Source organism: Enterobacter sp. V87_3, assembly GCF_029967835.1.
GTDB lineage: Bacteria > Pseudomonadota > Gammaproteobacteria > Enterobacterales > Enterobacteriaceae > Enterobacter > Enterobacter cancerogenus.
This window is the reverse complement of the sequence record NZ_JASCAM010000026.1, coordinates 1-21,349: the sequence shown is the minus strand read 5'-3', so window position 1 is coordinate 21,349 and position 21,349 is coordinate 1. Positions and strand designations below refer to the sequence as shown.

Here is a 21,349-nt window from a genome sequence, read left to right as displayed (position 1 = left end):
GCGTGGTGTCGGGTGGCGCATTCGCTTACCCGACCTACGGATAATGCAGGCCGGGCAAGCGCCGGCATTAAACCCAGTCCCGAACCCGAATAAACGCTTTCAGGGCAGCCTCAGGGCTGCCTTCTTTCGGATCAAAGTTGTACTCCCAGCGCACCAGCGGCGGCATCGACATCAGGATCGACTCCGTGCGCCCGCCGGTTTGCAGGCCAAACAGCGTACCGCGATCCCACACCAGGTTGAACTCCACGTAGCGCCCGCGTCGATAGAGCTGGAACTCCCGTTCGCGCACGCCGTAATCGGTGTTTTTGCGCCGCTCGACGATGGGCAGGTAGGCGTCGGTAAAGCCCTGGCCTACCGCCTGCATAAAGCGAAACGCGGTGTCAAAATCCGGCGTGTTGAGATCGTCAAAGAACAGCCCGCCAATGCCGCGCTGCTCATCGCGGTGCTTGAGATAGAAATAGTCGTCGCACCACTTTTTGTAGGTCGGGTAAACGTCTTCGCCAAACGGCAGGCACAGGTCGCGCGCGGTGGTGTGCCAGTGCACGGCGTCCTCTTCAAAGCCGTAGTAGGGCGTAAGATCGAACCCGCCGCCAAACCACCAGACCGGATCGGCCCCCGGTTTTTCCGCAATGAAAAAACGCACGTTGGCGTGGCTGGTCGGCACAAAGGGATTATGCGGATGCACCACCAGCGATACGCCCATCGCCTCGAAGCTACGGCCCGCCAGCTCCGGGCGGTGCGCGGTTGCGGAGGCGGGCATGGCATCGCCATGAACGTGGGAAAAGTTTACGCCGGCCTGCTCAAAGACGCCGCCGTTACGCAGCACGCGGCTTCGGCCACCGCCGCCCGCGTCGCGCTGCCAGCTATCTTCCTGGAATTCACCGCCGTCTTCGGCGGCCAGTTTCTGGCAAATCTCATCCTGCAGCTGCATCAGGAAGGATTTCACCCGCTGTGCATTGGGTTTCATTAACGTTTCCTGGAGTGCGCTTTTTGATTATCAAACCAGTTGAAATAACTGATGATCCCGGAGGCAATGGCATTGGCGATCTTCTGGCGAAACGCCGTAGTACCGAGCAGTCGCTCCTCTTCCGGGTTGGTGATAAACGAGGTTTCAACCAGCACCGAGGGGATCGACGGCGATTTCAGCACCACAAACGCCGCCTGCTCGGTGCCTTTACTGTGCAACCGATGCACGGGCTTGATCTTTTTCAGGATATGCGAGCCGAGCGTCAGGCTGTTTTTAATGGTGTCCGTCTGAACCAGGTCAAACAGCACCTGCTGGAGCAGGTGATCTTTGTCGGTCGCTTTCTTCCCGGCCACTTCGTCCGCCCGGTTTTCACGGTCGGAGAGGTATTTAGCCATGGCGCTACTGGCCCCACGGTTAGAGAGGGCAAACACCGATGCGCCCGCCGCGGATGGATTAGTAAAGCCGTCGGCGTGAATCGACATAAACAGATCGGCGCCGTGCTGATGGGCGATTTCAACGCGGTCGTACAGGGGAATAAAGGTGTCGCCGGTGCGCGTCAGACGCGCGTCAATGCCGTTGTTGCGTAAAATCGATCGCACATTTTTTGCAATCGCCAGCACGACGTGTTTTTCTTTCGAACCGTTTCTTCCAATGGCGCCGGTATCAATGCCCCCATGACCCGGATCCAGCATAACCAGGCGTCGTGCGCCCGCTTTTTTAGCTTTTGGCTTGCTGTGCCCGTTATGGGTTTTTAGCGTGCTCTCGTCTTTTGCCTGAGCCTGCTTTGCGATGCCCGTTAACGTTAAGGCCGCCAGCCCCGCTTTGAGAACCTGACGACGCGATGTGAGTGCTTTTAATGGTTTGAATGTGCTCATGCGGCCTGAATAGTAAAAATTGGGGTCCTGGTGTTATATCGTATCGCGTTTGGCGTTACGACAGTCCTTATTGAGAATTGTTTTACTTTTCATTTCAATACGTGACAAAGTGACATTATGCCAAATTTTGGCGAGATTTTCCCCGCATATTGGCTAAACGGGGCGTTCGGGCGATAATTACTGTTTTTAAACCCAAAAAGGCGGTTAATACCATGGAGATACGCGTTTTTCGCCAGGAAGATTTCGAAGAGGTGATTACCCTTTGGGAGCGCTGCGATTTGCTGCGTCCGTGGAACGATCCGGAAATGGATATCGAACGTAAGGTCAATCACGACGTCAGTCTGTTCCTGATTGCGGAAGTGAATGGCGAGGTGGTCGGTACGGTGATGGGCGGTTACGACGGACATCGCGGCTCGGCCTATTATCTGGGCGTTCATCCGGAATACCGCGCGCGCGGCATAGCTAACGCGCTGCTTAATCGTCTGGAAAAGAAACTGATTGCTCGCGGCTGTCCGAAGATCCAGATCATGGTGCGGGAAGACAACGACGTGGTGCTGGGCATGTATGAGCGTCTGGGCTATGAGCATGCCGACGTGCTGAGTTTAGGTAAGCGTTTGATCGAAGATGAAGAGTATTGAGTTTCACCCTGCCGATTACGACACCCAGGGTCGTCTTCGTTTGCCCTTTCTGTTCTGGTGCGTGCTGCTGTTACAGGCACGCACCTGGGTACTGTTTGTGATGGCCGGCGCGTCGCGCGGGCAGGGCGACACGCTGCTGAATCTGTTCTACCCCGACCACGACGCGTTCTGGCTCGGACTGCTGCCCGGCGTGCCTGCGGTGCTGGCGTTTCTGTGCAGCGGACGGCGGCAGGTTATCCCGCGCGTCTGGAGCGCGCTGCGCGGGCTGTTGATCCTTGCGCAGGTGGTGCTGCTGGGCTGGCAGCCGTGGCTCTGGCTTAACGGCGAGCCGCTGTCGGGCATCGGGGTTGCGCTGGTGGTGGCGGACATCGTCGCGCTGCTGTGGCTGCTGACCAACCCGCGTCTGCGCGCCTGTTTTACCCCCGAGAAAGATTAAGCGGCACTTTTTGCCGATGCCGCACTCCAACAAGCGTTGATTGACTAAGAAAGGACGTTTTAATGAAATCGCTGCGTTTACTTTTATGCGCTCTGCCGCTGGCGTTAACCGGCTGCTCAACGCTCTCCTCCGTTAACTGGTCTGCAGCCTATCCGTGGAACTGGTTTGGCTCTTCAACGGAAGTCACCGAGCAGGGCGTGGGTAACATCACCGCCGCCACCGCGCTGAACCAGGACGCCATTCAGGACGCGCTGGGCAGTGACTACCGCCTGCGCAGCGGTATGAAAACCGAAAACGGCACCATCGTGCGTTATTTTGAAGCCCTGAAGGATGACAAACTGGCGCTGGTGATCAACGGCGATAACGGCACCGTTAATCGCGTGGCGGTGATGGATGAGGACATTCCTACGGCGAGCGGCGTGAAGGTCGGCACGCCGTTTGGCGATCTTTATCAAAAAGCCTTTGGTCACTGCGCCAGCGTGCCGTCGGACGACCGCGTCGCGGTAGAGTGTAAGGCGGAGGGCAGCCTGCACATCAGCTATCTCTTCACCGGCGAGTGGAGCGGCCCGGAAGGGTTAATGCCGTCTGACGACACGCTGAAAACCTGGAAAGTGAGCAAGATTATCTGGAAGCAGTAATTTGCGCCTGAACAAACCGCCTCGCTGAAATCCAGGTATAATAGCCGCCATCAATGCCACGCTACCGTGGCATCTTTTTTTCAGGAGGAACGATGTCTCAGGTTCAGAGTGGCATTTTGCCAGAACATTGCCGCGCGGCGATTTGGATTGAAGCCAACGTCAACGGGGACGTGGATGCCCTGCGTGCGGCCAGCAAAATTTTTATCGATAAACTGGCGACGTTTCAGGCGACATTCCCGGATGCCCACCTTGGCGCGGTTGTCGCGTTTGGCAATAACGTCTGGCGCCAGCTGAGCGGCGGCGAAGGAGCGCAAGAGCTGAAAGATTTCATCCCTTACGGCAAAGGCCTGGCCCCGGCAACCCAGTACGACGTGCTGATCCATATCCTTTCCCTGCGTCATGACCTGAACTTTTCCGTGGCCCAGGCGGCGCTGGAGGCCTTTGGCGACAGCATCAAGGTGCAGGAAGAGGTGCACGGTTTCCGCTGGGTGGAAGAGCGCGATTTGAGCGGCTTCGTTGACGGAACCGAAAACCCGGCGGGTGAAGAGACGCGTCGCGAAGTGGCGGTGATCAAAGACGGCGTGGACGCGGGCGGCAGCTACGTGTTCGTCCAGCGCTGGGAACATAACCTCAAGCAGCTTAACCGCATGAGCGTGCACGATCAGGAGATGATGATCGGCCGCACCAAGGACGCCAACGAAGAGATCGACGGCGACGTCCGTCCTGTGACCTCGCACCTGACTCGCGTAGACCTCAAGGAAGACGGCAAAGGGCTGAAGATTGTGCGCCAGAGCCTGCCGTACGGCACCGCCAGCGGCACGCACGGCCTTTACTTCTGCGCCTACTGCGCGCGCCTGTATAACATTGAACAGCAACTGCTGAGCATGTTCGGCGACACCGACGGCAAGCGCGACGCCATGCTGCGCTTCACCAAACCGGTGACCGGCGGCTACTACTTTGCGCCGTCCGTAGAGCGACTGCTCGCGCTGTAAACCGCTCCCCATACCCAGGCCGGGTAAGCGTTAGCGCCACCCGGCAATTTTCCCCGCAGCCTTATTCTCTTTTCTGCTTCTAAATCACCAAACGGTATATAAAACCGTTACTCCTTTCGTCCTCGTTATAAATATTATGACCATAAGATAGTCATCTCATTTATAAGGGTGCGTAATGGCCGCTTCTGTACTGAAAAAAGGTTCCCTGGCGCTGGCAGGTTTACTGCTGGTGGCACAGGCGCAGGCAACCGAGCTGCTGAACAGCTCGTATGATGTCTCCCGCGAGCTGTTTGCCGCCCTTAACCCGCCGTTTGAACAGCAGTGGGCTAAAGACAACAACGGCGACAAGCTGACCATTAAGCAGTCTCATGCCGGTTCGTCCAAGCAGGCGCTGGCGATCCTGCAGGGGCTGAAAGCGGACGTGGTGACGTATAACCAGGTAACGGATGTACAGATCCTGCACGACAAGGGCAAGCTGATCCCGGCGGACTGGCAGAGCCGCCTGCCGAACAACAGTTCGCCGTTCTACTCCACCATGGGCTTCCTGGTGCGCAAGGGCAACCCGAAAAATATCCACGACTGGAACGATCTCGTGCGTTCCGACGTGAAGCTTGTCTTCCCGAACCCAAAAACCTCCGGTAACGCGCGCTACACCTATCTGGCCGCGTGGGGCGCGGCGGACAAGGCGGACGGCAACGATAAAGCCAAAACCGAGCAGTTCATGACCCAGTTCCTGAAAAACGTCGAGGTGTTTGATACCGGCGGACGCGGAGCCACCACCACCTTCGCCGAGCGCGGCCTGGGTGACGTGCTGATCAGCTTCGAATCGGAAGTGAACAACATCCGCAAACAGTACGAGGCGCAGGGCTTCGAGGTGGTCATCCCGAAAACCAACATCCTGGCCGAGTTCCCGGTGGCGTGGGTGGATAAAAACGTGAAGGCCAACGGCACCGAGAAGGCGGCGAAGGCTTACCTGAACTATCTGTACAGCCCGCAGGCGCAGACCATCATTACTGATTATTACTACCGCGTGAATAACCCGGACGTGATGAACACGCTGAAGGATAAATTCCCGCAGACCGAGTTGTTCCGCGTGGAAGATCATTTTGGCGCGTGGCCTGAGGTGATGAAGACGCACTTTGTCAGTGGCGGAGAGTTAGACAAACTGCTGGCGGCGGGGCGTAAGTAATGTTTGCAGGATCAACAAGACGCGTGCTGCCGGGCTTTACCCTGAGCCTCGGGACCAGCCTGCTGTTCGTCTGCCTGATTTTGCTCTTGCCGCTCAGCGCGCTGGTCATGCAGCTCGCGCAGATGAGCTGGGCGCAGTACTGGGAGGTCATTACCAACCCGCAGGTGGTGGCGGCCTATAAGGTCACGCTGCTGTCGGCGTTTGTGGCCTCCATTTTTAACGGCGTGTTCGGCCTGCTGATGGCGTGGATCTTAACCCGCTACCGTTTTCCGGGCCGTACGCTGCTGGATGCGCTGATGGACCTGCCGTTTGCGCTGCCGACCGCGGTTGCAGGCTTAACGCTGGCGTCACTGTTCTCCGTCAACGGGTTTTACGGCGAGTGGCTGGCGAAGTTTGATATCAAAGTGACCTATACCTGGCTTGGTATCGCAGTGGCGATGGCTTTCACCAGCATCCCGTTCGTGGTGCGTACCGTTCAGCCGGTGCTGGAAGAGTTAGGCCCGGAGTATGAAGAGGCGGCAGAAACGCTGGGGGCCACGCGCTGGCAGAGCTTTCGCAAGGTGGTGCTGCCGGAGCTGTCTCCGGCGCTGCTGGCGGGCGTGGCGCTGTCGTTTACCCGCAGCCTCGGTGAGTTCGGCGCGGTGATTTTCATCGCCGGGAATATCGCATGGAAAACGGAAGTGACCTCGCTGATGATTTTTGTGCGTTTGCAGGAGTTTGATTATCCGGCGGCCAGTGCGATTGCCTCGGTGATCCTCGCCGCGTCGCTGCTGCTGCTGTTCTCGATTAACACTCTGCAAAGTCGCTTTGGTCGACGCGTGGTAGGTCACTGATGGCGGAAGTTACTCAATTGAAGCGCTATGACGCGCCCCGTATCAACTGGGGTAAATGGTTTCTGATTGGCACGGGCGTGCTGGTGTCGGCGTTTATTCTCGTCGTGCCGATGGTCTACATCTTTGTACAGGCGTTCAGCAAAGGGCTGATGCCTGCGCTGGAAAACCTGGCGAACCCGGATATGCTCCACGCCATCTGGCTGACCGTGCTGATTGCGCTGATCACCGTGCCGGTGAACCTGGTGTTCGGTACGCTGCTGGCCTGGCTGGTGACGCGCTTTAACTTCCCAGGCCGCCAGCTTTTACTGACCCTGCTGGATATCCCCTTTGCGGTTTCGCCGGTGGTGGCGGGCCTGGTTTACCTGCTGTTCTACGGCTCCAACGGCCCGCTGGGCGGCTGGCTGGACGAGCATAACCTGCAAATCATGTTTGCCTGGCCCGGCATGGTGCTGGTGACGGTTTTTGTCACCTGTCCGTTTGTGGTGCGTGAACTGGTTCCGGTGATGCTAAGCCAGGGCAGCCATGAAGACGAAGCGGCGGTGCTGCTGGGCGCCTCCGGCTGGCAGATGTTCCGTCGCGTCACGCTGCCGAATATCCGCTGGGCATTGCTCTATGGCGTGGTGCTGACCAACGCCCGCGCAATTGGCGAATTTGGTGCGGTGTCGGTGGTGTCCGGCTCGATCCGCGGCGAAACCCTGTCGCTGCCGTTACAGATTGAATTACTGGAACAGGACTACAACACCGTCGGTTCCTTTACTGCCGCAGCGTTGCTGACGCTGATGGCGATTTTGACCCTGTTTTTGAAGAGTGTGGTGCAGTGGCGTTTAGAGAATCAGGAAAAACGTCAGCATCAGGAGGGAAATCATGAGCATTGAGATTGCCAATATTAAGAAGTCTTTTGGTCGCACCCAGGTGCTGAATGATATCTCGCTGGATATCCCTTCCGGACAAATGGTCGCGCTGCTGGGGCCGTCTGGTTCCGGTAAAACCACGCTGCTGCGCATCATCGCCGGGCTTGAGCACCAGACCAGCGGACACATCCGCTTCCACGGTACCGACGTGAGCCGCCTGCATGCCCGCGACCGTAAGGTGGGCTTTGTGTTCCAGCACTACGCGCTGTTCCGCCACATGACCGTATTCGACAACATCGCCTTTGGCCTGACCGTGTTGCCCCGTCGCGAACGTCCCAATGCGACAGCCATCAAAGCGAAAGTGACCAAACTGCTGGAGATGGTGCAGCTCGCCCATCTGGCAGATCGTTTTCCCGCCCAGCTTTCCGGCGGTCAGAAACAGCGTGTCGCCCTGGCGCGGGCGCTGGCCGTTGAGCCGCAGATCCTGCTGCTGGACGAACCGTTCGGCGCGCTGGACGCGCAGGTGCGAAAAGAGCTACGCCGCTGGCTGCGTCAGCTGCACGAAGAGCTGAAGTTTACCAGCGTCTTCGTGACCCACGATCAGGAAGAGGCGATGGAAGTCGCGGACCGCGTGGTGGTGATGAGCCAGGGGAACATTGAGCAGGTTGACGAGCCGGAACAACTCTGGCGCGAGCCGTCCACCCGCTTCGTGCTCGAATTCATGGGGGAAGTGAACCGCCTGCAGGGCACCATTCGCGGCGGCCAGTTCCACGTCGGTGCGCACCGCTGGCCGCTGGGCTACACTTCCGCCCATCAGGGGCCGGTGGATCTGTTCCTGCGTCCGTGGGAAGTGGACGTCAGCCGTCGTACCAGCCTGGATTCACCGCTGCCGGTGCAGGTTCTTGAGGCTAGCCCTAAAGGGCACTACACCCAACTGGTGGTACAACCGCTGGGCTGGTACACCGAGCCGCTGACCGTGGTGATGCGTGATGACGTGCCGCCGCACCGGGGTGAACGCCTGTTTGTGGGCCTGCAGCATGCCCGTATTTATCATGGCAACGAGCGTATTGAGACGCGCGAGGATATTGCTCTGGCGGAGTCGGCCTGATAGGTTAGGATTACGTAGTTTTGCCGGGTGGCGCTGCGCTTACCCGGCCTACAATATGACGTCTGTAGGCCCGGATCGCTGCGCGCCACCGGGCTTTTTATTGGACAGCGATCATGAATACATTAGAACACACCATCGGCAATACCCCTCTGGTCAAACTACAGCGCCTGGGGCCTGGCAACGGCAGCGAAATCTGGGTCAAACTTGAAGGCAACAACCCCGCTGGATCGGTAAAAGATCGGGCGGCGCTGTCGATGATAGTCGAGGCCGAAAAACGCGGTGAAATTAAGCCCGGCGACGTATTGATTGAGGCAACCAGCGGCAACACGGGCATTGCGCTGGCGATGATAGCCGCGCTCAAAGGCTACCGGATGAAGCTTTTGATGCCGGACAACATGAGCCAGGAGCGCCGTGCGGCAATGCGTGCCTACGGTGCAGAGCTGATTCTGGTCACCAAAGAGCAGGGGATGGAAGGGGCGCGCGACCTGGCGTTAGAGATGGCCGGGCGCGGCGAAGGCAAGCTGCTCGACCAGTTCAACAATCCCGATAACCCGTACGCTCACTACACCACCACCGGGCCAGAAATCTGGCAGCAAACCGGGGGGCGCATCAGCCACTTTGTCTCCAGCATGGGCACAACCGGCACCATTACCGGCGTGTCGCGTTTTCTGCGTGAGCAGGAAAAAGCGGTCACCATCGTCGGCCTGCAGCCGGAAGAGGGAAGCAGCATCCCCGGCATTCGCCGCTGGCCCGCAGAGTACATGCCGGGCATTTTTAATGCGCAACTGGTGGACCTGGTGCTGGATATTCACCAGCGTGAGGCGGAGAATACCATGCGTGAGCTGGCCGTGCGTGAAGGTATCTTCTGCGGCGTCAGTTCGGGCGGCGCGGTAGCCGGTGCGATCCGGGTAGCGCAGGACAATCCGGGCGCGGTGGTGGTGGCGATAATCTGCGATCGCGGGGATCGTTATCTGTCTACCGGCGTCTTTGGTGAAGAGAGTTATTCGCAGGGGGCGGGGATTTAAGCGTCATGGAGATGATTTTATTCCGGGATAAAACCCGGGCGCAGCAAACCGACATTGTTGCCGTGCAGTCGCAGGTGGTTTACGGCAGCGTGGGTAACAGCATTGCGGTGCCGAATATCAGGACCCATCAACTGAACGTTACGGCGGTGCCAACGGTGCTGTTCAGCAACACACCCCATTACGATACGTTTTACGGCGGGGTAATCCCGGACGAGTGGTTTAGCGGCTATCTGAAGGCGCTGGAAGAGCGCGAGATTTTGCGCGAGCTGAAAGCCGTGACCACGGGCTATATGGGTAGCGCCAGCCAGATTGCGCTGCTGTCTCACTGGCTGAAAGCGATCAAAGTTCAGCATCCCGACCTGCTGGTGCTTGTTGACCCGGTTATCGGGGATATCGATAGCGGCATGTACGTGAAGCCCGATATCCCGGAAGCCTACCGCCAGCATCTGCTGCCGCTGGCGCAGGGGATTACGCCTAACGTCTTTGAACTCGAGGTGCTCAGCGGCAAACCGTGCCGCACGCCTGAAAGCGCCATCGCGGCGGCTCAGGGGTTGCTCTCAGACACGCTGAAATGGGTAGCCATCACCAGCGCGCCCGTTGCTGACGCCCCGGAAAACATCCATGTGGTGCTGGTCACCCAGGAAGGCGTTACCGTGAGCGCGCACCCACGCGTGAAGACGGACCTGAAAGGCACCGGCGATCTGTTCTGCTCTGAGCTGGTGAGCGGTATCGTTGAAGGAAAGAGCGTTGCAGAGGCGATTCGCAGGGCGGGGGACCGCGTCACCGAGGTGATGATGTTCACGCATGAAAAAGGCTATGACGAGCTTATTCTTCCTGCATAAACAAAAATGGCGCCCGAAGGCGCCATTTTTCTGTGCGGCAAGAATTACTTCTTGATGCGGATAACCGGGGTTTCACCCACGGTCACGCTGCCAGACAGTTTGATCAGTTCTTTGATTTCATCCATGTTGGAGATAACAACCGGCGTCAGGGTAGACTTGGCTTTTTCTTCCAGCAGTGGCAGATCGAATTCAATCACCGGGTCGCCAACTTTAACGCGCTGGCCTTCTTCTGCGATACGTTTGAAGCCTTCGCCTTTCAGTTCAACGGTGTCGATACCGAAGTGAACGAACAGTTCGATACCGCTATCAGATTCGATAGAGAACGCATGGTTGGTTTCAAAAATTTTACCGATGGTGCCGTCAACTGGAGCAACCATTTTGTTGCCAGTTGGTTTGATAGCAATGCCATCACCAACGATTTTCTCAGCAAACACTACATCCGGCACGTCTTCGATGTTGACGATCTCGCCGGAGAGCGGAGCAACAATCTCAATAGTTCCGGAGTCTTTCTTGTCATCAGAAACCAGAGATTTCAGTTTATCGAACAAACCCATGATCTTCTCCTAAGCAGTAATTGGGCCGCATCTCGTGGATTAGCAGATTGTTTTTTCTTCAATGAACTTGTTAACCAGCGTCATTAACTCGTCCGTTGTCGGTTGAGCAAGAGCCTGCTCTGCTAATACCTTCGCATCTTCGAAGTTCGTGTTACGGATAATCTTCTTAATGCGAGGGATGGAAATGGCGCTCATAGAGAATTCGTCCAGACCCATACCCAGCAACAGAAGTGTAGCACGTTCGTCGCCTGCAAGCTCACCGCACATGCCAGTCCATTTACCTTCTGCATGAGAAGCATCAATAACTTGCTTAATAAGCGTCAGTACGGACGGTGACATTGGCTGGTAGAGATGTGAAATCATATCATTACCACGGTCAACTGCCAGGGTGTACTGCGTTAAATCATTGGTACCGATACTAAAGAAATCAACTTCTTTGGCTAAATGACGCGCAATGGTCGCCGCCGCAGGTGTTTCCACCATTACGCCGATCTCAATTGACTCGTCAAAGGCTTTGCCTTCGTCGCGCAGCTCCTGTTTGTAGATTTCGATCTCTTTTTTCAGTGCACGCACTTCTTCAACAGAGATGATCATCGGGAACATAATGCGCAGCTTACCGAACGCAGAGGCACGCAGGATAGCGCGAACCTGGTCACGCAGGATCTCTTTACGATCCATGGCGATACGAACCGCACGCCAGCCCAGGAACGGGTTCTCTTCTTTCGGGAAGTTCATGTACGGCAACTCTTTGTCGCCACCGATGTCCATCGTACGTACGATAACCGCCTGAGAGCCACAGGCTTCAGCCACCGCTTTGTAAGCAGCGAACTGCTCTTCTTCGGTTGGCAGCGCGTCGCGGTCCATGAACAGGAATTCAGTACGATACAGACCGACACCTTCCGCGCCGTTGCGCTCAGCGCCGTCGACGTCGCGGACGGTACCGATGTTAGCGCAAACTTCAACCTGATGACCGTCCAGCGTAATGGCTGGCAGATCTTTCAGCTTAGCGAGTTCCGCTTTCTCGGTAGCAACCTGCTCCTGAACGGTGCGCAGCTGCTCGATCACGTCGTTAGTTGGGTTGACGTAAACCACATTGTTTACGGCATCCAGAATCAGATAGTCGTCGTTTTTCACCTGAGAGGTGACGCTACCGGTACCCACGATGGCAGGCAGTTCCAGAGAACGCGCCATGATAGAGGTGTGGGAGGTACGTCCACCCGCATCGGTGATGAAACCCAGCACCTTGTTCAGGTTCAGCTGTGCGGTTTCAGACGGGGTCAGATCGGCGGCAACCAGGATAACTTCGTCCTGAATCGCGCTCAGATCGATAATGGCCAGACCCAGGATGTTGCGCAGCAGGCGCTTACCGATGTCACGTACGTCCGCCGCACGCTCTTTCAGGTATTCATCATCCAGTTCTTCCAGGGCAGTTGCCTGACCTTCGATAACTTCATGCGCAGCTGCATCAGCCGTCATGCCTTTATCTTTAATCAGGGCTATGATTTCCTGCTCCAGCTCCTCATCTTCGAGCAGCATGATGTGCCCTTCGAAGATGGCTTCTTTTTCTTCACCGAAAGTTTCACCAGCTTTAGTTTTGATCGCTTCCAGTTGCGCAGATGCCTTGGCACGACCGCTCAGAAAACGTTCAACTTCCTGATCAACCTTGTCGGCAGAAATTTTTTTCCGGTCGATGACGATCTCGTCTTCTTTCAGCAGCAGTGCTTTGCCGAAAGCGATACCCGGGGATGCTAAAATGCCTGAAATCATAACCCTACCTTACTTGTGACTGATATATAAAAGAACCCGTAAACTTACTCGAGCTCAGCCATCAGTTTTACCAGATGCTCAACTGCTTTCTGCTCATCTTCGCCTTCTGCGGAGATGGTCACAACGGTACCCTGAGTCAGGCCCAGAGTTTGCAGTTTGAACAGGCTTTTTGCGCTGGCGCTTTTGCCGTTGGAAGTCACAGTGATTTCAGAAGTGAAGCCTTTCGCTTCTTTAACAAACTGAGCAGCAGGGCGGGTATGCAGACCGTTCGGAGCGGTAATGGTAACTTCTTGCTGGAACATTGTATTTCCCCAACTTATAGGTTTAGTGTTGTGGAACTAAAGTCTAGCCTGGCGACTTAACTTTAGCCTGTATTGTTAGCGCTGACGTTTCTACCGTCATTAAACATTATGCAGTGAAAGCAAGACTTGAACCAAATCATAAAATCGATTCAGCAAGGCGATTTCGTTGAATGATTAATTTCGCGCTTCAAAATAATTGCTGGTTTAAATACCAGACCAGACGGGGTGAATCAATGCCAGGAGGGGTAAAACTTTGAAGCAGACCACAAAAAAGCACCCGAAAAGGTGCTTTTTTACGCGTTTTTAACATGCTGGCATTACTGTTGCAGCTCTTTTTCAGTAAAGAGATCGGCGAACAGGGCAGTACTTAAGTAACGCTCACCCGAGGAGGGCAGGATAACCACAATATTCTTATTGGTAAAGGTTTCATCTTCCTGAAGCTTGAGCGCCGCCGCGACGGCCGCTCCTGAGGAGATACCGGCCAGAATGCCTTCTTCGTCCATCAGACGACGCGCGGTGGAGATCGCCTCTTCGTTAGTAATAGCGACAACCTTGTCGATCAGCTTCAGATCCAGGTTACCCGGAATGAAGCCTGCGCCAATGCCCTGGATTTTATGCGGGCCTGGTTTCAGCTCTTCACCCGCCAGCGCCTGAGCAATTACTGGAGAGTCGGTTGGCTCCACGGCCACGGTGATTAAATCTTTTTTGCCTTTGGTGCCTTTAATATAGCGCGATACGCCCGTCAGGGTGCCGCCGGTACCCACGCCGGAGATGAAAACATCAACCTGGCCGTCGGTATCTTCCCAGATTTCCGGGCCGGTGGTTTTCTCATGAATCTCCGGGTTTGCCGGGTTGCTGAACTGCTGCAGCAACAGGTATTTGGCCGGGTCGCTCGCCACAATCTCTTCGGCTTTCTGGATGGCCCCTTTCATGCCTTTCGCGCCTTCGGTCAGCACCAGGTTTGCACCCAGCGCTTTCAGCAGCTTGCGACGTTCAATACTCATGGTTTCAGGCATGGTCAGCGTCAGCTTATAGCCGCGCGCGGCTGCCACGTAAGCCAGAGCAATACCGGTGTTGCCGCTGGTAGGCTCAACCAGCTCAACGCCAGGCTTCAGCACGCCACGTTTTTCGGCATCCCAAATCATGTTTGCACCGATACGGCATTTCACGCTGAAGCTCGGGTTACGAGATTCGACCTTCGCCAGGATGCGTCCATTACCGATACGGTTCAGTCGAACCAGGGGCGTATGACCGATAGTCAGCGAGTTGTCTTCATAAATCTTACTCATGGCCTGTCCTTAACTGTATGAAATTGGGATACCGACCCAGCATACCTGTAGTACAGGTAGGGGGAAGTAAGGAATTCGCATATCTATATGCTGCAAGGAAATAATGGGGATCAGTATGGAATAAGGGAGAGCATAAGCTACTCCCTCTTTACACATTTTTGCATTATTTCCATAACGCGTGCTTAGCACGGTAGCAGTCCACCCACATTGCGGTGGCACCGCACACAGCGACCGGCATGATGAACAGATTCAGGAACGGGATCATGGTGAACAGGCTGGTCAGCGCGCCGAACTGCATGTTGGCCACCTTCTGCGTTCGCAGGGCGGTGCGCATCTCTTTGAACGGCACCTTATGGTTATCGAAGGGGTAGTCGCAGTACTGGATGGCGAGCATCCACGCGCTGAACAGGAACCACAGCACCGGGGCCACCGTCTGCCCGATGCCCGGCACGAAATAGAGAATGAGCAGCACAATCGCGCGCGGCAGGTACCATGCAAACTTTTGCCACTCGCGCTTCATGATGCGCGGCACATCTTTCATGATGCCCAGTACGCCCGTGTCCGGCGGTGTCGCACCGGTCAGTCGCGCTTCCAGCTGTTCCGCCAGCAGGCCGTTAAACGGCGCGGCGATCCAGTTGGCAATCGTTGAGAAGAAATAGCCAAACACCAGCAGCACGGACACAACCGCAACCGGCCACAGCAGGTAGTTCAGCCACTGTAGCCAATCCGGCACGTAGCTCATCAGCGAGGGGATCCAGCTTTCCAGCTTCGTGAACAGCCACCAGAACGCGCCGCCCATCAGCAGGATGTTGATCAGCAGTGGCAGAATAACAAAGCGGCGAATACCCGGCAGGGAGACCAGTTTCCAGCCCTGAGAGAAATACCACACGCCGCTGCGGGGCGTTGAAGACGATGTTGAAACCATAACCAGGCTGTACTCCTTTTTACACAACCAGTGAAATTGCCCGCCTATATTATCCAGTTGCGGGCCAATGACCAGTTCGGAAATGTTCGAAAAAACAGCAAAAAGCACGTTTTAGCGCATCTTTATGCTGTGAATGCTCTGCATACACTTGCACTTGACGTAAACGGCAAATACTCTTAGTGAGTAAATGTTTGCCGTGGTGGCAAGGTGTTAGAACAACAGAGAATATAATGATGCAGGATTTGCGTCTGATATTAATCATTGTTGGCGCGATCGCCATAATCGCTTTACTGGTCCATGGTTTCTGGACCAGCCGTAAAGAGCGCTCTTCTATGTTTCGCGATCGCCCACTGAAGCGCATGAAGTCCAGTCGTGAAGACGATGACGGTGAAGACGACATCGTAGGAAGCGACGACGACGGCGTGGGTGAAGTTCGTGTTCATCGGGTCAATACTGCGCCCGGCGTAGCGCATGGGGAGCATGACGCCCCTCGTCCTGCGCAGCACCAGTATCAACCGCCGTATGCCTCTGCCCAGCCGCGCCAGCCCGCGCAGCCGCCTGTTCAGGAGCCGGTGCGTCAACCGCAACAGCCTGTTCAGCAGCAGCCTGCCGCGCCACAACCGGTGCAGCAGCAACCTGTGCAGCAACCGGTACAACAACCGCAGCCGCAGCCGCAGCCGCAGCCGATGCAACAGCCGCAGCCGATGCAACAACCGCAGCCTGAACCCGTGCAGCCCGCTCCGGCGCCGCTCGTTGAGCCAGAGCCGGTTGTTGAGCCAGAGCCGGTCGTTGAAAAACCGCAGCGTAAGGAAACGGTCATCATCATGAACGTGGCTGCGCATCACGGTAGCCACCTCAACGGTGACGTGCTGCTTAACAGCATTCAACAGGCTGGCTTCAAGTTTGGCGATATGAACATCTTCCATCGCCACTTAAGCCCGGACGGTAGCGGCCCGGCGCTGTTTAGCCTCGCTAATATGGTGAATCCTGGCACTTTTGATCCGGAAATGACCGGGGATTTCGTGACGCCGGGGATCACCATCTTTATGCAGGTGCCGTCCTACGGTGACGAGCTGCAAAACTTTAAGCTGATGCTGCAGTCTGCCCAGCACATTGCCGACGAAGTCGGCGGTGTGGTGCTTGACGATCAGCGTCGGATGATGACGCCGCAAAAACTGCGCGAGTATCAGGACCGCATCCGCGACGTTAAGGAAGCGAACGCGTAATACACGCGCTCACTTCACCACCTCCTCAACCCCCGCATGTCGGGGGTTTTTTCTCATTGATGGTGCGATATGGACTCAATCGAACAACAACTCACTGAACTGCGAACCACGCTTCGCCATCATGAATATCTCTATCACGTTATGGACGCGCCGGAAGTGCCGGATGCGGAGTATGACCGCCTGATGCGTGAGCTGCGTGAATTAGAAGCGCAGCATCCCGAGCTTATTACCCCGGACTCCCCAACGCAGCGCGTCGGTGCAGAGCCGCTGGGTGCATTCAGTCAGGTGCGTCATGAAGTGCCTATGCTGTCGCTGGATAACGTCTTTGATGAAGAGAGTTTTCTGGCATTCAACAAGCGCGTGCAGGATCGGCTTAAAAGCAGCGATGCGCTGACCTGGTGCTGCGAGCTGAAGCTGGACGGCCTGGCCGTCAGCATTCTGTATGAAAACGGCGTACTGGTGCGCGCGGCGACCCGCGGCGACGGCACCACGGGTGAGGATATCACCACGAACGTTCGCACTATTCGCGCCATCCCGCTGAAGCTGCACGGCGATAACATTCCTGCGCGTCTTGAAGTGCGCGGGGAAGTGTTCCTGCCACAGGCGGGCTTTGAAAAGATTAACGAAGAGGCGCGTCGGACCGGCGGCAAAGTGTTTGCTAACCCGCGTAATGCGGCGGCGGGCTCCTTACGCCAGCTTGATCCGCGTATCACCGCGAAGCGACCGCTGACGTTCTTCTGCTACGGCGTGGGTATTCTGGAGGGCGGTGAACTGCCTGATACTCATCTGGGCCGTTTGCTGCAGTTTAAGGCCTGGGGGCTGCCGGTAAGCAACCGCGTGCAGCTCTGTGATTCCCCTGAGGCCGTGCTGGCGTTCTACCACAAGGTGGAAGAAGATCGTCCGACCCTGGGCTTTGACATCGACGGCGTGGTGATTAAGGTCAACTCGCTGGCGTTACAGGAGCAGTTAGGCTTTGTCGCACGCGCGCCGCGTTGGGCGGTGGCCTTTAAATTCCCGGCGCAGGAGCAGATGACCTTTGTTCGCGACGTGGAGTTTCAGGTCGGGCGCACCGGGGCGATCACGCCGGTGGCGCGTCTTGAGCCGGTGCAGGTGGCTGGCGTGCTCGTCAGCAATGCGACGCTGCACAATGCCGATGAAATTGCGCGCCTGGGGCTGCGCATTGGTGACAAGGTAGTGATTCGCCGTGCGGGGGATGTGATCCCGCAGGTGGTGAACGTCGTGGAGTCAGAACGCCCGGACGATACCCGTGCAATTGAGTTCCCGTCACATTGCCCGGTATGCGGTTCGGACGTTGAACGCGTTGAAGGTGAGGCCGTAACGCGCTGCACCGGTGGCTTGATCTGCGGGGCCCAGCGCAAAGAGTCGCTGAAGCACTTCGTTTCACGTCGCGCCATGGACGTCGACGGCATGGGCGACAAAATCATCGATCAACTGGTGGAAAAAGAGTACGTCCATACGCCAGCCGATCTGTTTAAGCTGACGGCGGGTAAACTGACCGGTCTTGATCGCATGGGGCCAAAGTCGGCGCAAAATGTGGTGAACGCCCTCGAAACCGCCAAAAAGACGACCTTTGCCCGTTTCCTTTATGCGTTGGGTATTCGTGAAGTGGGCGAAGCTACGGCCGCTGGTCTGGCCGCGTATTTTGGTACCCTGGAGGCGCTGGAGAAAGCCAGTATCGACGAACTGCAAAAAGTCCCGGACGTTGGAATTGTGGTCGCGACGCATGTCTTTAACTTCTTTGCTGAAGAGAGCAACCGCGAGGTTATCGGCAAGCTGCTGGCCGAGGGGATCAGCTGGCCTGCGCCGGTTGTGGTGAATGCCGAGGAAATAGACAGCCCGTTCGCCGGTAAAACGGTGGTCCTGACAGGGAGCCTGAGCCAGCTTTCACGTGATGATGCGAAAGCGCGTCTGGTGGCGTTGGGCGCAAAAGTGGCGGGCAGCGTATCGAAGAAAACCGACCTGGTGATCGCCGGAGAAGCCGCCGGTTCGAAGCTTGCTAAAGCGCAGGAACTGGGCATTGAGGTAATCGACGAGGCGGAAATGCTGCGCCTGCTGGGAGAATAACGTGGAGAAAGAGCAGCTTATCGATATCGCCAACACGGAGATGCCGTTCGGCAAGTATAAAGGCCGCAGGCTGATTGATTTGCCGGAAGAGTATTTGCTGTGGTTTGCCCGTAAGGACGAGTTTCCCGCCGGGCGACTGGGTGAACTTATGGCTATCACGTTACTGGTTAAAACCGAGGGGCTGACACAGCTGGTTCAGCCCCTGAAACGCCCTTAAGCTTTCGCGGCGCGGGTCTCTTCCTGCGCCTGCTTTTCTGCCTGACGCTTGTAGCGACGCGCCAGCACCGCGCAGACCATCAGCTGGATCTGATGGAAAATCATCAGTGGCAGCACCATCATCCCTATCATCGAAGTTGGAAAAAGAATGTTGGCCATCGGGATACCGTTCGCCAGGCTCTTTTTCGATCCGCAGAAGACAATGGTAATTTCATCGGCTTTGTTGAAGCCGCATTTGCGTGCCACAAACACGTTCACCGCAATGACTATCGCCAGAAGAACAATGCTTACCACCACGATGAAGAGCAGCGAGCCAGCACCGACTTTATGCCAGATGCCATTGACCACGGCTTCACTGAAGGCGGAGTAGACCACCAGCAGAATTGACGTCTGATCGGTTTTTGAAATCCACTTTTTGTGCTTCGTAACGAAGTTCGCCGTCCACGGACGGGAGAGATGCCCAAGCACAAACGGCAGGAGCAGCTGCAGACAGATCTTCCCGACCTGCTCCAGGTTACCTTCCGCGCCATGCATGTTCATCAGCAGCCCGACCAGCAGCGGCGAGACAAAAATGCCCAACAGGCTGGAGGCGGAAGCCGAACACACCGCCGCCGCAACGTTACCACCTGCCAGCGACGTAAACGCAATTGCGGACTGCACGGTAGCGGGCAAAATGCACAGATACAGGAAGCCGGTATAGAGCGCCGGGTCGACGTTAACCGGTGCCCACCAGGCAAAAAGGACGCCGAGAACGGGGAAGAGAATGAAGGTGCTGCACATCACCCACAGGTGCAATCGCCAGTGGCTGCCGCCTGCGATGATCGCTTCACGCGACAGTTTTGCACCGTGCATAAAGAACAGCAGGGCGATGGCCGCCGTGGTCAGCCCTTCAAAAAAGGGAACGAATCCGCCGCGTGCCGGAAAGAACGAGGCCAGCAGAACGGTGACGATGAGGGTAAGCGTAAAAGGATCAAGGATACGAAAGAGTTTCATAATGACTCCTGAATGCAGATATGGCTATTGTGCTTTTTTTCATTTGAGAAATAAAATTGATTTATTGCATCCATATATGAATAAAACAGATGAATTACTCACTCCGCCAGCTACGCATTTTTGTCACCGTTGCCCATGCCCGAAGTTTTAGCCGGGCAGGGGAGATGATTGGGTTGAGCCAGTCCGCCGTTAGCCACAGCGTTAAAGAGCTGGAAAACCAGACCGGCGTGAAGCTGCTCGACCGCACCACGCGCGAAGTCGTGCTTACCGAGGCCGGGCTACAGCTGGCGACGCGGCTGGAACGGCTACTGGATGAATTGAACAGCACATTGCGGGATGTGGGGCGGCTCGGACAGCAGCTTTCGGGTACCGTGCGGGTGGCGGCGAGCCAGACCATCTCTGCTCACCTCATTCCGCAATGTATTGCCGAGAGCAACCGCCGCTACCCGGACATAGATTTTGTTCTTCACGACCGTCCACAGCAGTGGGTGCTTGAGAGCATACGTCAGGGGGAGGTGGATTTCGGTATCGTTATCGATCCGGGGCAGGTGAGCGATCTGGAGACGGAGATTGTGCTTTCAGAGCCTTTCCTGCTGCTGTGCCGCGACGACGATCCGCTGGCTCTGCTGCCGCACGTTGACTGGATGGCGCTGCAGGGCGCGAACCTGGTTTTGCAGGATTACGCCTCGGGAAGCCGTCCGCTGATTGATGCTGCGCTTATTGCGCAGGGCGTGCAGGCGGAGATTGTGCAGGAGATTGGGCACCCTGCCACGCTGTTTCCGATGGTGGAGGCGGGAATTGGCATCAGCGTGCTACCGGCGCTGGCCTTGCCCCTGCCGCAGGGTAGCCGTCTGACGGTGAAGCGACTGGTTCCCTGTATTGAACGTCAACTGATGCTGGTGCGTCGTAAAAACCGCTCGTTGTCGGGCGCGGCACAGGCTGTCTGGGAAGGGGTGCGCATTCAGGCCCGGAAGCTAACCGAGGCTCGCACGCGCGACCCGCTGTTCCACGCGCCGGAACGTCAGATATAGATGTCAATCTGACGATCGTCTGAAGGAATATTTACCCCTTCAACGCGGGCCTGCTTCTGCTCATGTTTTTGCTGCGCCTCTTCGGCCTGCTGACGCTGAAGTTGCGCCAGCTGTGTCTGCAAAAGCTTAATCTGCGACTGAATGATATCCTGCTGTTTTTTCTTATCTTCTACACTGCCGCTGCCGTTAGGGATATCTTTTAACTGCTGCGTCAGTTTGACGATTTTTGCTGTGATACGGCTAATCTGAGCTGCGATATCGTTACTGCTTGAGTTGCCGCTTCCGCCGCTGCTGCTGGTTTGCAGAGAGGGAGTTGATGTCTGAATGGTTGTCATGCTTTTTCCTCGCGCCATAAAACAGAGATATCGGCAAAAAAAGGATTAGCTTGAGGGAAATTGCTATACGGCGTAGAGGGTTAGGGGAGCGCTGATTGCCTCACTGCGTTCGGCTTAACCTGCTGCAGGTTCGAATCATTAAAATCGCAGATAGCAAAAAGGCGCCTTTAGGGCGCCTTTTTACATTGGTGGGTCGTGCAGGATTCGAACCTGCGACCAATTGATTAAAAGT

The 21,349-nt window shown here is 56.3% G+C and carries 23 protein-coding genes; 14 read left to right on the top strand and 9 right to left on the bottom strand.

Annotated features, from left to right (window positions below; translation table 11 throughout):
- Positions 1-67 precede the first annotated feature (67 nt).
- Positions 68-967, bottom strand: coding sequence for an oxygen-dependent coproporphyrinogen oxidase (gene hemF, locus QLG21_RS15665; protein ID WP_006176615.1), 900 nt, complete (start codon positions 965-967; stop codon positions 68-70).
- On the bottom strand, positions 967-1,842 hold the full coding sequence (gene amiA, locus QLG21_RS15660; protein WP_137849471.1) for an N-acetylmuramoyl-L-alanine amidase AmiA: 876 nt from the start codon (positions 1,840-1,842) through the stop codon (positions 967-969). Before amiA ends, hemF begins: the two co-directional genes overlap by 1 nt.
- A gap of 212 nt (positions 1,843-2,054) precedes the next feature.
- On the opposite strand from amiA, the gene QLG21_RS15655 reads away from it, so the two are divergent.
- The 10 genes from QLG21_RS15655 to pdxK all read left to right on the top strand — a co-directional run bounded on the left by QLG21_RS15655 (position 2,055) and on the right by pdxK (position 10,394).
- Positions 2,055-2,480 carry a GNAT family acetyltransferase gene (locus QLG21_RS15655; protein WP_006176613.1) on the top strand — a complete coding sequence of 142 codons (426 nt, stop codon included), beginning with the start codon at positions 2,055-2,057 and terminating at the stop codon, positions 2,478-2,480.
- Entirely contained in the window at positions 2,467-2,916 is a 450-nt protein-coding gene (locus QLG21_RS15650) for a DUF2919 domain-containing protein (RefSeq protein ID WP_006176612.1), read from the top strand. The genes QLG21_RS15655 and QLG21_RS15650 overlap by 14 nt, the downstream gene beginning before the upstream one ends.
- 62 nt (positions 2,917-2,978) lie before the next feature.
- Positions 2,979-3,554 carry an RpoE-regulated lipoprotein gene (locus tag QLG21_RS15645; RefSeq protein WP_006176611.1) on the top strand — a complete coding sequence of 192 codons (576 nt, stop codon included), beginning with the start codon at positions 2,979-2,981 and terminating at the stop codon, positions 3,552-3,554.
- Between the two features lie 92 nt (positions 3,555-3,646).
- Positions 3,647-4,546, top strand: coding sequence for a Dyp-type peroxidase (locus tag QLG21_RS15640; protein ID WP_006176610.1), 900 nt, complete (start codon positions 3,647-3,649; stop codon positions 4,544-4,546).
- A gap of 175 nt (positions 4,547-4,721) precedes the next feature.
- On the top strand, positions 4,722-5,735 hold the full coding sequence (locus QLG21_RS15635; protein ID WP_137272264.1) for a sulfate ABC transporter substrate-binding protein: 1,014 nt from the start codon (positions 4,722-4,724) through the stop codon (positions 5,733-5,735).
- A complete protein-coding gene (gene cysT / locus QLG21_RS15630) occupies positions 5,735-6,568 on the top strand; it encodes a sulfate/thiosulfate ABC transporter permease CysT (protein WP_006176608.1) in 834 nt (277 codons plus the stop codon). Before QLG21_RS15635 ends, cysT begins: the two co-directional genes overlap by 1 nt.
- Complete coding sequence (gene cysW / locus QLG21_RS15625) at positions 6,568-7,443, top strand: sulfate/thiosulfate ABC transporter permease CysW (RefSeq protein WP_006176607.1); 876 nt, start codon at positions 6,568-6,570, stop codon at positions 7,441-7,443. Before cysT ends, cysW begins: the two co-directional genes overlap by 1 nt.
- Positions 7,433-8,527, top strand: coding sequence for a sulfate/thiosulfate ABC transporter ATP-binding protein CysA (gene cysA / locus QLG21_RS15620; protein ID WP_282484762.1), 1,095 nt, complete (start codon positions 7,433-7,435; stop codon positions 8,525-8,527). Before cysW ends, cysA begins: the two co-directional genes overlap by 11 nt.
- 113 nt (positions 8,528-8,640) lie before the next feature.
- Positions 8,641-9,552: a cysteine synthase CysM gene (gene cysM, locus QLG21_RS15615; RefSeq protein WP_282484761.1), complete on the top strand. Its 912-nt coding sequence runs from the start codon at positions 8,641-8,643 to the stop codon at positions 9,550-9,552.
- A gap of 5 nt (positions 9,553-9,557) precedes the next feature.
- A complete protein-coding gene (gene pdxK, locus QLG21_RS15610) occupies positions 9,558-10,394 on the top strand; it encodes a pyridoxine/pyridoxal/pyridoxamine kinase (protein ID WP_282484760.1) in 837 nt (278 codons plus the stop codon).
- Between the two features lie 44 nt (positions 10,395-10,438).
- Here the strand turns inward: pdxK and crr are convergent, their stop codons facing one another.
- From crr to cysZ, 5 genes are all read right to left on the bottom strand, one after another.
- Positions 10,439-10,948 carry a PTS glucose transporter subunit IIA gene (gene crr / locus QLG21_RS15605; protein ID WP_003861316.1) on the bottom strand — a complete coding sequence of 170 codons (510 nt, stop codon included), beginning with the start codon at positions 10,946-10,948 and terminating at the stop codon, positions 10,439-10,441.
- A 39-nt stretch (positions 10,949-10,987) separates the two neighbouring features.
- A complete protein-coding gene (ptsI, locus tag QLG21_RS15600) occupies positions 10,988-12,715 on the bottom strand; it encodes a phosphoenolpyruvate-protein phosphotransferase PtsI (protein ID WP_006176603.1) in 1,728 nt (575 codons plus the stop codon).
- A gap of 44 nt (positions 12,716-12,759) precedes the next feature.
- Positions 12,760-13,017, bottom strand: coding sequence for a phosphocarrier protein Hpr (gene ptsH / locus QLG21_RS15595; RefSeq protein ID WP_000487600.1), 258 nt, complete (start codon positions 13,015-13,017; stop codon positions 12,760-12,762).
- A gap of 317 nt (positions 13,018-13,334) precedes the next feature.
- Positions 13,335-14,306: a cysteine synthase A gene (gene cysK, locus QLG21_RS15590; RefSeq protein WP_006176601.1), complete on the bottom strand. Its 972-nt coding sequence runs from the start codon at positions 14,304-14,306 to the stop codon at positions 13,335-13,337.
- A gap of 163 nt (positions 14,307-14,469) precedes the next feature.
- Entirely contained in the window at positions 14,470-15,231 is a 762-nt protein-coding gene (gene cysZ, locus QLG21_RS15585; RefSeq protein ID WP_042320621.1) for a sulfate transporter CysZ, read from the bottom strand.
- A gap of 230 nt (positions 15,232-15,461) precedes the next feature.
- On the opposite strand from cysZ, the gene zipA reads away from it, so the two are divergent.
- The 3 genes from zipA to QLG21_RS15570 all read left to right on the top strand — a co-directional run bounded on the left by zipA (position 15,462) and on the right by QLG21_RS15570 (position 18,759).
- Positions 15,462-16,457 carry a cell division protein ZipA gene (zipA, locus tag QLG21_RS15580; protein ID WP_282484759.1) on the top strand — a complete coding sequence of 332 codons (996 nt, stop codon included), beginning with the start codon at positions 15,462-15,464 and terminating at the stop codon, positions 16,455-16,457.
- A gap of 69 nt (positions 16,458-16,526) precedes the next feature.
- On the top strand, positions 16,527-18,542 hold the full coding sequence (gene ligA, locus QLG21_RS15575) for an NAD-dependent DNA ligase LigA (RefSeq protein ID WP_006176598.1): 2,016 nt from the start codon (positions 16,527-16,529) through the stop codon (positions 18,540-18,542).
- Between the two features lies 1 nt (position 18,543).
- Positions 18,544-18,759, top strand: coding sequence for a DUF3820 family protein (locus QLG21_RS15570; RefSeq protein ID WP_006176597.1), 216 nt, complete (start codon positions 18,544-18,546; stop codon positions 18,757-18,759).
- Here QLG21_RS15570 and QLG21_RS15565 read toward each other — a convergent pair.
- Entirely contained in the window at positions 18,756-19,751 is a 996-nt protein-coding gene (locus QLG21_RS15565) for a bile acid:sodium symporter family protein (protein WP_058610269.1), read from the bottom strand. The genes QLG21_RS15570 and QLG21_RS15565 overlap by 4 nt on opposite strands.
- 89 nt (positions 19,752-19,840) lie before the next feature.
- Between QLG21_RS15565 and QLG21_RS15560 the strand changes: the two genes are divergently transcribed.
- Complete coding sequence (locus tag QLG21_RS15560; protein WP_137849462.1) at positions 19,841-20,782, top strand: LysR family transcriptional regulator; 942 nt, start codon at positions 19,841-19,843, stop codon at positions 20,780-20,782.
- Here the strand turns inward: QLG21_RS15560 and QLG21_RS15555 are convergent.
- On the bottom strand, positions 20,773-21,117 hold the full coding sequence (locus QLG21_RS15555; RefSeq protein WP_137849461.1) for a FlxA-like family protein: 345 nt from the start codon (positions 21,115-21,117) through the stop codon (positions 20,773-20,775). The two genes, QLG21_RS15560 and QLG21_RS15555, sit on opposite strands and share 10 nt — an antisense overlap.
- Positions 21,118-21,349: the final 232 nt, after the last annotated feature.